General features: G+C 39.6%; 12 protein-coding genes. 6 read left to right on the top strand and 6 right to left on the bottom strand.

Going from position 1 to position 12368, the window contains the following annotated elements:
* Position 1: 1 nt before the first annotated feature.
* From AC13EX_RS12495 to AC13EX_RS12485, 3 genes are all read left to right on the top strand, one after another.
* Positions 2-574, top strand: a complete 573-nt coding sequence (locus AC13EX_RS12495; protein ID WP_482892937.1) for a pyridoxamine 5'-phosphate oxidase family protein — start codon at positions 2-4, stop codon at positions 572-574.
* Between the two features lie 96 nt (positions 575-670).
* A complete protein-coding gene (locus AC13EX_RS12490; RefSeq protein ID WP_482892936.1) occupies positions 671-1627 on the top strand; it encodes a sugar phosphate isomerase/epimerase family protein in 957 nt (318 codons plus the stop codon).
* A gap of 326 nt (positions 1628-1953) precedes the next feature.
* Complete coding sequence (locus tag AC13EX_RS12485) at positions 1954-3486, top strand: arylsulfatase (protein ID WP_482892935.1); 1533 nt, start codon at positions 1954-1956, stop codon at positions 3484-3486.
* Positions 3487-3599: 113 nt separating this feature from the next.
* Here the strand turns inward: AC13EX_RS12485 and AC13EX_RS12480 are convergent, their stop codons facing one another.
* Genes AC13EX_RS12480 through AC13EX_RS12470 form a run of 3 tightly spaced genes read right to left on the bottom strand, consistent with a single transcriptional unit; the run spans position 3600 to position 6296 of the window.
* A complete protein-coding gene (locus tag AC13EX_RS12480) occupies positions 3600-4181 on the bottom strand; it encodes a LutC/YkgG family protein (RefSeq protein WP_048644437.1) in 582 nt (193 codons plus the stop codon).
* The gene (locus AC13EX_RS12475; RefSeq protein ID WP_048644438.1) at positions 4178-5554 is read right to left on the bottom strand and encodes a lactate utilization protein B; all 1377 of its coding nucleotides are present in this window, start codon (positions 5552-5554) and stop codon (positions 4178-4180) included. Before AC13EX_RS12475 ends, AC13EX_RS12480 begins: the two co-directional genes overlap by 4 nt.
* 4 nt (positions 5555-5558) lie before the next feature.
* Positions 5559-6296 carry a (Fe-S)-binding protein gene (locus tag AC13EX_RS12470; protein ID WP_482893073.1) on the bottom strand — a complete coding sequence of 246 codons (738 nt, stop codon included), beginning with the start codon at positions 6294-6296 and terminating at the stop codon, positions 5559-5561.
* A 573-nt stretch (positions 6297-6869) separates the two neighbouring features.
* On the opposite strand from AC13EX_RS12470, the gene AC13EX_RS12465 reads away from it, so the two are divergent.
* Positions 6870-8006, top strand: coding sequence for a 6-bladed beta-propeller (locus AC13EX_RS12465; RefSeq protein WP_482892934.1), 1137 nt, complete (start codon positions 6870-6872; stop codon positions 8004-8006).
* A complete protein-coding gene (locus tag AC13EX_RS12460) occupies positions 8003-9166 on the top strand; it encodes a 6-bladed beta-propeller (RefSeq protein WP_482892933.1) in 1164 nt (387 codons plus the stop codon). The genes AC13EX_RS12465 and AC13EX_RS12460 overlap by 4 nt, the downstream gene beginning before the upstream one ends.
* Before the next feature lie 212 nt (positions 9167-9378).
* On the opposite strand, the gene AC13EX_RS12455 is transcribed toward AC13EX_RS12460, so the two are convergent.
* Entirely contained in the window at positions 9379-10092 is a 714-nt protein-coding gene (locus AC13EX_RS12455) for an SAM-dependent methyltransferase (RefSeq protein WP_482892932.1), read from the bottom strand.
* Between the two features lie 12 nt (positions 10093-10104).
* Between AC13EX_RS12455 and AC13EX_RS12450 the strand changes: the two genes are divergently transcribed.
* Positions 10105-10338, top strand: a complete 234-nt coding sequence (locus AC13EX_RS12450; RefSeq protein WP_482892931.1) for a DUF2905 domain-containing protein — start codon at positions 10105-10107, stop codon at positions 10336-10338.
* Positions 10339-10779: 441 nt separating this feature from the next.
* On the opposite strand, the gene AC13EX_RS12445 is transcribed toward AC13EX_RS12450, so the two are convergent.
* Both AC13EX_RS12445 and AC13EX_RS12440 read right to left on the bottom strand, forming a co-directional pair.
* Positions 10780-11541, bottom strand: coding sequence for an alpha/beta fold hydrolase (locus AC13EX_RS12445; RefSeq protein WP_482892930.1), 762 nt, complete (start codon positions 11539-11541; stop codon positions 10780-10782).
* A 12-nt stretch (positions 11542-11553) separates the two neighbouring features.
* Positions 11554-12270 (bottom strand): pyridoxine 5'-phosphate synthase, encoded by a 717-nt coding sequence (locus tag AC13EX_RS12440; RefSeq protein ID WP_482892929.1) that lies wholly within the window; start codon positions 12268-12270, stop codon positions 11554-11556.
* Between the last annotated feature and the right edge of the window lie 98 nt (positions 12271-12368).

Below are 12368 nucleotides of genomic sequence, written 5' to 3'. Positions count from 1 at the left end.
CATGCTTTTTACTTCATCTTCGTCCGAAAAAGAAATATTGTCTATCATTAGCAAACAGCTTCTATTGGGTTCAACTGATGCCCGACATCCTTTTCGTTTTGTGAATCTTTGCACGCTAGATGGCAACCAGCCTGATAGCAGGTATGTAGTTCTTCGTGAATTCAAAGAGGACTTAGCATTGTTTTTTTATACGGACAGTCGAAGTGAAAAAGTAGCGCAAATTAATAAAAACCCAAATGCTTCTCTGCTCTTTTATCATCCAATAGAACGCTGTCAGGTAAAAATAGGTGGGAAAGCACAAATTATGACCAATACTGAATTACTTAAAGAACATTGGAACAATGTCCAAACAGAAGCCAAAAAGGGTTATCAATCTGTTTTAGCACCTAAAACTGCGGTTTCCCAACCCGAAGAAGGCTGGGTACAGGAGCTAAAGTACCAAAGCAAAAACTTTTCAATAATAAAGGTTCAAGCTAAGCAGATTGAATGCCTTCAACTTGATGGTGAAGGCCACTTACGCATCAGTTTTAATAAAAAGCAGGATGTCTGGCAATCGACTTGGCTTGTTCCATAGCTTATTTCATTTGATTGCTCGTTGGGCAAAAAGAATAAAAGTGCTATCTTCATTGGATTAAATCCAGCAATAATATTTTCTAAAAATTTTATATCCATGCATAACAGAAGAGACTTTATCAAAAAGACCGGATTGGCAACAGCCTTTTTAGGTTTAGGCCTTGGAGGGCAGGCTTTTTCATTGGCGCCCCGTGAGGAATTGTTCAAAATTTCATTGGCCCAGTGGTCCGTCAATAGATTGCTTTTTTCTAAGCAAATGGACAATTTGGATTTTGCCATACTTGCCAAAAAACACGGGATTTCTGCAGTAGAATATGTGAACCAGTTTTTTATGGACAAAGCCAAGGACACGAGTTATCTGAAAGAAATGAAAACCCGAGCGGAAGGCGAGGGCGTCACATCTGTGCTGATCATGTGTGACAATGAAGGAAAACTAGGAGCGAGGGATGAATCTGAAAGAATGGAAACTGTTGAAAACCATAAAAAATGGGTAGAAGCAGCCAAATTTCTTGGCTGCCATTCAATTAGGGTAAATGGCTACTCTTTTGCCAGATACAGTGCTGACAAGAAAGATTTTGCAGAATCTATGAAACTTGTGGCTGATGGCTTGCGAAACCTTTGTGAATTTGCAGATACCATGGGGATAAATGTGATGATTGAGAACCATGGTGGTTTTTCTAGCAATGCCAAGTGGCTTACAGGTGTAATGAAAGCTGCAGACCATCCAAGAGCAGGTACACTTCCGGATTTCGGAAATTTTTTAATGTATAGAGAAGAAGGAGAAAAAACCCTTTCTTATGATTCCTATAAAGGTGTAAAACAATTGATGCCTTTTGCCAAGGGAGTAAGTGTAAAACCTACAGTTTGGGATGGAAAAGGAAATCAGTCTCAGTTGGATTATGAAAAAATGATGTCCATTGTGCTTAAAGCGGGATACCATGGATATTGTGGTATTGAACATGGAGAACAAGGTCGCATTTGGGAAAGTATTGTAGAGATACGTGAACAACTTGAGGCTACTGAAAAAGCGCTGAGAGGTTCTTTTTCAGTTTAAGGCTTTAAACCAAATCGAATAATAAAAATCGATATAATCCCCTGATTTCAGAATCAGGGGATTTTTTTATGTGTTTAGCAGTCTCTTTTGCTTCATTCAGTATTAGGAAGATAAATGAATAAAGTTTTAATTACTTTTTAAAATATATTTCTTCTGTTTGCATATAAATTAGTTTAATAGGTGTTGTTTTAACTGGTTTACTAACAATTTGTTTTGTTAAATTACTTTTTTATACGATTTTTAATACTTATTATCTATTGAATATTTTCGGAATAGCATAATGCCTGTTTTCCTTAGAAGTCGAAGAAATTTAAATGGAAACAACCATGACCCAAAAGAGCTTATTGTATTTACTATTCGCAGCAATTTTCTACTCTTGTACTGAAAAGGAAGCCCCTTTACCAAACATAGTATTGATAATGGGAGATGATATAGGCTTTTCAGACCTTGGAGCCTATGGTGGAGAAATTGAAACGCCTAATATAAATCGCTTGGCTGATGGGGGTTTAAGGTTTACTACTTTTTACAATATGGCCAAATGTAACCCCACCCGATCTACCATGTTGACAGGCTTGTATGCTGGTGGTGAAGGAGCAGTACATATTGCCAACCTAACCAAACAAGCAGGTTATTCCAATATTATGAGTGGGAAGGAACACTTTGACCCATGGGTGCCGGAATATTGCAAAGCAGAAAAAGTATTTGATCATTCCTTTTATTTCTGGGCCACAACAGAATACTTTTTACCTCCATCGGGTGCGTTCGAAAGGCCTTTTTACCTTGAAGGTAAAGAACTGTCGGCAGATGAAATTGAACATGAAAAATCGCCAATGTACAAAACTGATTTCATCACGGATTACGCTTTGAAATGGCTGGATGAAACCTTTCAAAAGGAAGATCCATTCTTTCTCTATTTACCATACCATGCCGCTCACTATCCCCTCCAGGCAAGACCTGAGGACATTGAAAATTACAGGGGAAAATACCTCAAAGGCTGGGATGTGCTCCGTCAGGAACGGTTTGATAGAATGGAAGAAATGGGTGTGCTCCCACAGGGGGCAAAATTAAGCCCACCGGAAAATAACCTAAACAAGTCTCGGGGACCATTTTTAGAAGACTATACTGATTATTATGCATGGGATAGCCTGTCTGCCGAAAAAAAGGATTCTCTAGACTTGGAAATGGCTGTTTTTGCAGCCATAATTGACCGAATGGATCAGAATATTGGTCGGGTTTTGAAGAAGCTGGAAGACAACGGAAAGCTGGAAAATACCATCATCATGTACCTTAATGACAATGGCTCGTGCCCATTTTATACAAACAAGGTATTGGATGTGCAGCCGGGGCCTGCGGATTCCTATTGGAGTTTGCGAACCAATTGGGCCATTCTAGGAAACACCCCTTTTCGTCAACACAAACAGTCGGGGCTTGAAGGTGGGAGCCATACGCCTTTCATTGCTTATTGGCCGGGTAAGATTGCACCCAATACCATTACCGATCAAGTGGGACATGTGGTGGACATTGCCCCTACGTTTTTGGATCTGCTAAATATCCAATACCCGGATTCGATTCAGGGTTATGCCAGCTTACCATTACACGGTAGTTCACTTCTTCCGATTTTCATGGGAGAGCAACGCAAAGAACCAGAATTTTTTATTTCAGGAATGGATAAATTCAGGATGTTCAGAAGTGGGGATTATAAAATTGTGCGAATGAATGGGGGAGAGTGGGAATTGTACCATATCAAAAATGACCCCTCTGAACTCGTGAACTTGGCTGATACCATGCCCGATAAAGTCAATGAATTGGCAATGAACTATGAATCTACCTTAGTGGCATCTGCCAATGAGCTTCCTTAATCGCGTAGATTTTAGTTGATATGAAACAAAAACAGCCTTGTTGCCTTAAAAAGCAACAAGGCTGTTTATTTCTACTGGCTAATGTCTTAATTGTTAATGATTCGTACAGAGAGTTATTCCATTAAAAACACAACCATACTTCTAGGTCCATGTGCTCCAATGACCAATGATTGCTCAATATCAGCAGTTTTGGATGGTCCGGCCACAAATACTCCATAACCAGGCTCAGCTACATTTATCTTTTGATAAACCTCATGCATGTTTCCCAATAAACGGTCAACTTTCAGCAAAACGATTAGGTGCTGGGCAATGAAGGGTAAGGCCCGATGGACAATTTTTTCTTCAGGTAGCCAAATTGCAGCATTTTCTACTACTCCCCAATCACCTTCAAGGATAGCCACTTCTATATGTTCCAATTCATGGGGATCCTCAACTTTCCCGATATCAAAATTCCCAGTGATTCCATCCACCAATGACAATATCTGTTTGTCACTGGCAAAGTTTTCTTTCAAATAGCTTTGTACAGCTGCTTTTCCTTCTCCAGTTCTGGCAGTTCCGCCATTCGATTTTATACTGGCCTGAAATTGTTCGATCAGGTTATCTTCATAAGGGTATTCAGGATGCTCCGGTAAAGGGAGCAAATCAGGTTTGTTCTTTTTTATGGCCGCTATTATGGCTTCTTTACTACTGTTCATTGCTTCCTGTTTTTTCGGTACCATTCCTTGAAACTTTCTTTGGGCACTTCCGGCAACTCCCTGTGTTTACCCCATGCATTAAAGCTATTGTAAACAAAACCACGAGGACTAATCGACAGTGATTTTCTGGCCAGGTTGCCCATCATGTCAAAAAGCTTTGGCTTGGACATTACATTGCCACCAAAGCGCATGGCCCATTTCTTGGAAGGTTGTGCTGGCCCTTCTTTGGTGATTACCTGTCGCCATTTATACAGTTGCTCATGAATATTAATTTTCACCGGGCATACATTTGTACATGAGCCACATAGTGTGGAGGCAAAGGGTAAGGTACTGTGTTTTTTCAGGTCCATTCCGGGAGAGAGGATGGAACCGATAGGTCCAGGAACTGTAGAACCATAGCTAAACCCACTACTTCTACGGTAAATGGGGCAGGTATTCATACATGCTCCACAGCGAATACATTTAAGCGAATTTCTAAAATCCTCTCGGCCCAACTGATCGGTTCTGCCATTGTCCACAAGAATCAGGTACATTTTCTTTCCTTCTCTAGGACGGTGAAAATGGGAGGTATAGTTTGTAATGCTTTGCCCTGTAGCACTTCTGGCCAAGAGCCGAAGAAATACACCAAGATCTGCTGCTCTTGGAATGAGTTTTTCTATGCCCATACAGGCAATGTGCAAATCTGCCAGGTGAGTACCCATATCGGCATTGCCTTCATTGGTGCAAACCACAAACCCACCGGTTTCAGCTATACCAAAATTAACCCCCGTAATGGCTGCTTTGGCTTGGATAAATTTTTGTCTTAAATGCTGACGGGCTGCTTCAGTGAGGTAGGCTGGATCATCTGCACCTTCATCCGTTCCCAGATGTTCGTGGAAAATGTCGCCGATTTCTTTTTTCTTAAGGTGAATGGCAGGCATCACTATGTGACTTGGTACCTGTTTGTTGAATTGTATAATTCTTTCTCCCAGATCGGTATCGACCACATCATAACCTTTGTCTTCAAGAAAATGATTGAGTCCACATTCCTCCGTGAGTATGGATTTACTTTTAACAAGGTTTTTGACCTGATTTTCTTCTAGAATCCGCAATACATGCTGGTTGTGTTCATCCGCATCTTTGGCCCAAAGAACTTCTATGCCATTTTTGGCAGCATTTTTTTCAAATTGAAGTAATAATTGATCTAAGTTTGAAAGGACATGATCCTTGATCTGAGAGGCATTTGTTCGCAACTGTTCCCATTCAGGGATTTTTTGAGCGGAAAGGTCTCTTTTGCTACGAACATGCCAAAGTGTATCATCGTGCCAATGACTGCGTTCTCCGTCCTTTAGAAATTCTTCAGCTGCAGCCGCATGGGTTGGTGTCGTTTTCATTTTACTACTGGTTTTGGGTTTTGGATACCTGGGCATTTAGAATTTCTGCAATGTGCATGACTTTTACCGGGCTCTTATCCCGGCGAAGGATTCCTTCCAAATGCATCAAACAGGACATGTCTGCTCCTGTGATCACTTGTACACCATGTTCTTCATGGTCTTTTATCCTGTCTTTGCCCATACTTACAGAAACAGCTTCTTCAAATACAGCAAAAGTGCCTCCAAAACCACAGCATTCGTCTTTTCGGGTAAGTTCTACCAGCTCGATGCCATTTACCATTTCCAGCAGTTGCTTAGGCTTATTAAATTCAACCCCCATTAATTCTGATGGCTTTGCCAAATTCAGACCCCTAAGCCCATGACAACTCGAATGAATGCCTACTTTATAGGGAAAATCAGCTTTCAGCTCCTTAATTTTCAATACATCGGTAAGAAACTCACAAAGTTCATAGACCTTTGGTTCATTTTCTTCACCCGAATAAATATGGTCTTTGGTATGTAGGGTACAGCTACCTGAAGGGCAAACTACATAATCAAAATCCTTAAAGTTTTTTCTAAATAAAGCGGCTGCTCCCTCCCCATATTCTTGGTATCCTGAATTGGCCATCGGTTGGCCACAACAGGTTTGTTTTAGGGGATAGTCCACATCCACTCCTGCGCTTTCTAAAAGCTCAAGACTGGCAATGGCTACCTGCGGGTAAAATTGCTCTACGTAACAAGGTATAAATAATCCAACTTTCATCAATGCAGTTATTCCTGGATAATTAACAAAATACATGAAGCCTTTGTTGGCTCCATTTTCTAAATATAAGCATCATAAGGTTTAGTCCCATTGGATAAACCCAAAATATGGTGGGTACATCCCATTAATTTTTTCTAGTTTTTGCTAAATCTATCCTATTTTAGGACAAGAAATCTATTTTTTAGGGTCGAAGCTAACTTTATATTTAACAATAAACTTACCTAGTATTCCTTCCACTTCTATCCTGCACTGTGCTGATAAGTATAAACTTTGCAAAAGCTGCTACTAATTAAACCTCTGTAAAGTGAACTTTCAAAGTTCAATTGAAATCAAATCACTTTTTTCTCGACGTCGATCCTCTTGACTTAAACACTTCATAAACTACAAATATAGACAGGTGTTTGCAACTATATATTTAATTATATATATTTAGTCCTGACTTACTCAATTTCAATGCATTTAGGATGATAAACCTCTTGTTATCTTATCCGAAGTAGGCAATAATTTTTTGATAATTTGAGGGCTTTTGAATAGTGGGTAGGTCAGGATAATTTAAACATAAAACCCAAGCACATGAATAACCACAACCATATTTTATTGTCAATTCAAATAGTTTTCATTTTTTCCTTCATGGCTTGTTCAGAACCTGCTTCCGAAGAAAATACATTGAATATTTCAATTGCACCTGACGATTATCCCACGCTATCTTTTCAGGATTTTACGGTAAAGGAAATGATTCGGCTGGAAACAACTGAAGACAACCTTATGGGTATGGACCTTCGGGTAAAATTTTCAGAAAATTTCATAGCGGTAATGGATGAAAACAAAACGAATAAGCTTCACTTATTTGACCGGAAAGGAAGTTACCTTAGTGCTATTGCCCAGGTAGGTGAAGGCCCAGGAACCATCCGATCCCTGAGGGACTTTGAGTTTGGAAAAGCAGAGGAGGTATTGGTGCTTTCTCCTATTGCAGACAAAGCCAATGTATACAAAATTTCAAAGGATGGAAATTTAAGTGAAGCATTTGAATTGGCTTATAGCGCGAATTCTATTATTAGATTAGAAGGGGGAGGTTTTCTATTTCAAGGAGGGTATAATCTGCCATTTGTAACGCATAGGGTGATTCAAACAGATGCTGAAGGGAATATTCAGCACCGCTATTTGGAAAACGATTATGAGAACGTAATGCTGCCCATGATGGAACGGAATTTTTTCCCATCTGATAAGGGGGTTTTTATGCTGGAAATATTCAACCCAAATTTATACCTGTATAAGGCTGATAGTCTTACCCAAGTACTCCATGCTGACTTTGGTACCTATGACTTACCGTCCAATTTTTGGGAGGTGGATCTTATGGATAGCTTCGGAGAGATCAATGAAAATGGTTTTGCCACTTTCAAGGGTGTTTTCCAACAAGGAAATTTGATGGTAATAGACATCGCAGCACAAAAAGGAAGGTCTATGTCCAAACACATTTTGTTTAAAAAGGACCAAAATATTTATAAACTAAAAGCAGATAGGGACGATGAAATGGTATTCTTTTACCCTATCGGTATCAATAAAAAAGAACAAGTACTCTTCCTGACCTACCGATCTATTTTAGAAAAGCATGCCCATGAATTTCCAGAAACGTTCTCTTTAGATGGTTTGCCGGAAGGAGATTTTGATTATCCTGTTATATTGCATGTAGCATTAAAAGAGAGTTTATGAAAAGGAGAATATTCTATGCTTTTGCCGTACTGCTTTTTGTCGTTTCCTGTAAGAAGTCGGTTAAAAAAGAAGTTTTGACAGGTCCCCTGGAGCTACACATTGCAATGGAGGAAATACAACCGGCCTATGGTTTTAGCAAATCCGAGCTTATACCCCTGGAATTAAATGATAGGTCATTGGTAGGAGCCATTGACAAAATAATTGTTGAAAAGGATAAAATATACCTACTTGACAAGGAGATTACAAAAAGTGTCTTGTGTTTTTCCACCGCTGGAAATTTCTTGTTTAATATAAATAGGCTTGGTGAAGGGGAGGGAGAATTCTCCAAACCATTTGACTTAAACTTGTTCAATGAATCGCTACAGATATTGGATATCATTCAAAAGAAAGTCCTTGTATTCGATTTGGAAGGCAACTTTAAGGAAGAAAAAGCAATCCCGTTTGAAGAACAAATTGTTAATTTTTTCCCCATTAATCAAGACCTTACAGCTTATCATATGGATGGCAGGTCTTTTGGATCTGAAGAAACGGACTTTATCAGGGTGTTTGACAATAGGGATGCTACCATTTCCATTCAGGGGGTGTCGGATATAGGAAGTACAGACGCTTATCAAGTTCCCATAGAATTTTCTGGACATGCAGGCAATGTTAGGTTTCTCCATGCTTGGACAGACACCATTTTCAAAATCTCTGAAAAAGGAATAGAGGCTGAATATATTTTGAATTTTGGCTCAGACCGCTTAACCAAAGAAATAAAGAAACTTCCTTTAATGGACATGCGGAAGTACATAATGGAAAACCCATATGTTTTTAATGCCGCAAATCTTGTTGAAAATGAGGAGTACCTGAGCTTTCAATGGACCAGAAGTAAAGCCGGCTATGCCAATTCTGAAGACCAAACTTATGTTTCCTATTTTAAGAAAAGCACAGCCGCACTATCTCATTTTCCATTGTCAGTAAATTGGTTGGGAAGCGTGAATTTACAAGGTCCCATTTATGGAGCTGAAGATTGGTTTTTTGCATATATGGACTACGAAGAATGGAACGGGCTTTCAGAAACGCATAGGCAGGATCTTATTAAACAAAACCCCAATGTTAATACCGGGTTTTTGGATGCCGGTAATCCCATTATCGTCAAATATAGGTTGAAGGAAGAGTAAAAAGAGGATGTGTAATTCTGGTTTAGGATAGTTTGGATCACTAGCATCACCTTTAAACTAATGCATATTTCATCAGCCTTGGCCTTAATATCACAGTCAGGGGTATAGCCCAAGATTTAGTGGAAGCAAATTATATGATTTTGAAGGTATTGTTGCTTATTTTCTACAACAATACCTTCAAAAACATTGACAAAATCTAATTTTAGGTTTCTTTAAGAATGATAAATCAGAAAAACGGCAGGAATTTTATGAAGGTCCGGATGTTTTTTGCGCCAGTCAGCCACTTTTTTGGTTTGGATCATTTCATCAGCACCCGTAATATTGCTTGCAATACATAGCAAGGTATTGCTACTTAGATTGGCCAATAGATCTTCCAGCATCCGGTTGTTTCTGAAAGGCGTTTCCATAAACATCTGGGTGGTGTTTTCCCTGATCGATTTTGCTTCCAGTTCTTTGATTGCTTGGACTCTGTCCTTTCGGTCTATGGGCAAGTAACCATTAAAGGTGAAGGATTGCCCATTAAAACCGGAACCCATTAAAGCCATAAACATGGAAGAAGGACCTGGCAATGGAACTACTTTGATGCCTAATTTATGAGCCAAAGCTACTGCATTGGCGCCAGGGTCAGCTATTCCAGGGCAGCCTGCTTCAGAAATAATGCCTACATCATGCCCTTTTAATAAGGGAGCAAGTAATTTTTTTAACTGTATTTCTGGCGTTTTCTTATCCAGTTTTTCCAGGTGCACCTCTTCCAGTTTGACCCCTAGTTTAAGGCTACTGATATACCTGCGAACTGTTCTAAAATCTTCCACCAGGTAATGGGAGGTATTTGCAATTACATTTTTGACCACAGGTGCCATGATGTCTTGGCCTGTTTCGAGTACCAATACATTAGGTATCAGGTATAATATTCCCTTAGCTTTCATTATTTTTGGATTATGGAAAATGGAATGCCTTCTTTAGCAAAAGTACTTATTTTTATCGGACTGCTGTTACTGATTGCGGGATTGCTGCTTTGTATCCTGCCTAAATTTCCTGGATTTAGGGGTTTGCCAGGAGATATGGAGTTTAAAAAAGAAAATTTCACCTTTTATTTTCCCTTGGTTACCAGTATACTGCTCAGTTTGTTGTTGACCCTATTGCTGTATTTGTGGAGGAAATTTGGGGGTTAATGTTTATGGGTGCTTTGTGATAAAGCTATGAAGGATCGTTTTTGATTGAAAGCGTTTGGTGATAATTTTTACTCTAATTATCATTTTTCACTAGCAAACTTGGGTATTGTTCAACCCCATCCGGGGTTGAGGTAAATTGTGGTATTTACCTGTCCGTGAGTAAAACTCACGGTTATTGTTGTTCAGGCCCTTCAGGCCTGGAGAACGATAATGATTTGTTACACATTCTGTAAATGGTGATTCAGAATTGAAAAAAGAAATTTACCGAAAGAAGCCTAAAGGGATTCACCAATAATAGCCACGGATTTTAGCCGTAGACAGGTTGAATTAGTTAATAGGATTGAACAAAAAAGGGAGCTAATACCTAAAGATGTTAATCAATGTACAAGCTCCCTAACCATTTACCTCGGAATTATTCAAATTATATTAAAGTTTCCGGTCTCAACTCTCGAGAAAAGTTTTCAAGGTAGAGATCACCGCTTCGGGCTGCTCTGCATGTAGCCAGTGACCGGTGTTTTTAATATGGATAATGTGATTTTCTGGAAATAAATTCTCTATATCTTCTTTGTCACTGCTTTGGATATAATCTGAATTGGCTCCCCCCATAAAAAGTACAGGACCGGAAAAAGGCTGGTCTGATGTTATTTCCTCGCCTACATTTTCAATTTGTTTGGTGATGATTGGTAGATTGACTTTCCAGGCAAAAGCACCTTCCTTTCTAGTAAGGTTTTTCAGTAGAAATTGACGAATACCACGTTCCGGAATATATTCGGCCAATTTGTCTTCGGCTTTTTTTCTGGATTGGAGATTTTGAATGTCTACTGCATTAAGTGCTTTCAAAATTGTTTGGTGATGAACCGGATAAGGCCTTGGGGCTATATCTGCTACCACTAATTTCTCCACCATTTCAGGGTAAGTTAAGGCAAATTTCATCACCGTTTTTCCTCCCATGGAATGCCCTAGGAAATTAACTTTTTGCAAACCCTCTGCCTCCATAAATTCCTTAAGGTCTTCTGCCATTGCTTTGTAATTCCAGGTATCACTGTGTGGGGAATCTCCATGGTTACGTTGATCCAGTAGGTAAAGGGTAAAATTTTCCTCCAGCCCTTTTGCAATGCTCATCCAATTGTCAGCAGAACCAAAAAGCCCATGCAGGATTACCAAAGGCTTTCCAGTGCCTGTTTTTCTAAAGTTTAATTTCATGTTGCTTTGGTTTTATACTTCCAATTGTCTGCGGTACATCTGTATTGTGTTTTCAAGCCCATAATACAGGGCATCGCAGATCAGGGCATGGCCTATGGACACCTCGTCCAAATAGGGAATTTGCTCTTTGAGGAATTTCAAATTGTGTAAATCCAAGTCATGGCCGGCATTCAAGCCTAAGTCGAGTTCTCTGGCAAGGGCCGATACCTCTAAATAAGGAGCAACAGCCTTTACTTTGTCTTTGTGATAAGTACTGGCATAGGGTTCAGTGTACAATTCCACCCTGTCTGTTCCTGTTTCTTTGGCAGGTTCAAAATATTTGGATTCCGGATTGATGAAAATAGAAGTCCTCACCCCATAGCTATGAAGTTCTGAAATAAGGTCTTTGAGCATGTCTTTGTGCTTGATGGTGTCCCATCCGGTATTGGAAGTGATTGCCTCTGGAGGATCCGGCACAAGTGTTGCCTGTGCTGGTTTGGCCAGACGGATGATCTCCATGTACCTTTTGTCAGGGTAGCCTTCAATATTAAATTCCGTACTGACTTGATCTTTTAGTGCAAATACATCGTTATACCTGATATGTCTTTCGTCAGGTCTAGGGTGTACGGTTATTCCCTGGGCACCAAATCGCTCTGCATCCAAAGCTACCTGGACCAGATCGGGATTATTATGGCCGCGGGCATTTCTTAGGGTGGCAATTTTATTTATGTTTACACTTAATTTCGTCATGTTCCAAATATCAGCTAATTTTGTGCTAAATTAAATATATTGCGTTAACATCGAAAATACCGATGAGAATAAGACGTTTTTAATTTTTACATCCCATC

The sequence above is a fragment of the Cyclobacterium sp. L-R genome (assembly GCF_056859355.1).
Note: the sequence above shows the minus strand (reverse complement) of the source record. Positions and strands in the feature narration are given on the sequence as shown.